Below are 718 nucleotides of genomic sequence, written 5' to 3'. Positions count from 1 at the left end.
AGTTTACTGTTAATGTTAATATAAAAGCATATATAGGATTAAAAGGAGCTAAAAACAAATAATTTATAGCAACATACTGCATACTTCCACAGTAGGCGGCCATACTCATAAACATAGCAAGAAAAGTACTAAAACCCTTTGCCTTCATTAATATTCCATAGGCCATACCTAAAAATAAATACCCTATAAGAACTGGTATAGTCTTTGGAAAAGCATATTTTAATGTAGAAACTAATTCTTCTTTATTCATATTTTTATATTTTTTTWAATTATTTATTAAATTATTGAATAGATATCATAATTAAATATAAATTTATGTCAATATTATATTTTTGATTTTATATTTTTTACTTTGTTTTCATCGGTATATTTAACGCTAAACTCAGGCGGTCTTAAACTTGCCCCCATAAACACGTTTTCATTTCTATATTGCATAACACTTTCAACTGTTTTGTTTGCTGTCATATGATATTCATTTGCTTTAACAGTGTCATTTATATATTCAATATTTCTTTCGTTTATTCCGCTTCCTGGCATTATTATTATTTTATCATTATATTTTTCAACCAATTCTTTTAATTTTATTATACCGCTCATAACATTAGCCTCACCTCCTGAAGTGAGTATTCTCTCAAAACCAAGCGATATAATATCCTCACATGCCTCGTTTAAATTAGAACTTACATCTATTGCCCTGTGAAAAGTAGCTTTATTAGTT

2 protein-coding genes are annotated in these 718 nt (G+C 27.2%); both read right to left on the bottom strand.

What is annotated here, in order from left to right; all coding sequences use genetic code 11:
* Nucleotides 1-250 (bottom strand): AzlC family ABC transporter permease (locus GQX97_RS13215; RefSeq protein WP_198391248.1); only part of this gene is annotated, 250 nt, incomplete at its 3' end.
* Between the two features lie 74 nt (nt 251-324).
* On the bottom strand, nt 325-718 hold a 394-nt coding region (locus GQX97_RS13210), incomplete at its 5' end, for a copper homeostasis protein CutC (RefSeq protein ID WP_304488835.1).

Source organism: Brachyspira sp. SAP_772 (assembly GCF_009755885.1).
Lineage (GTDB): Bacteria > Spirochaetota > Brachyspiria > Brachyspirales > Brachyspiraceae > Brachyspira.
This window is presented reverse-complemented; position numbering and strand designations above follow the sequence as displayed.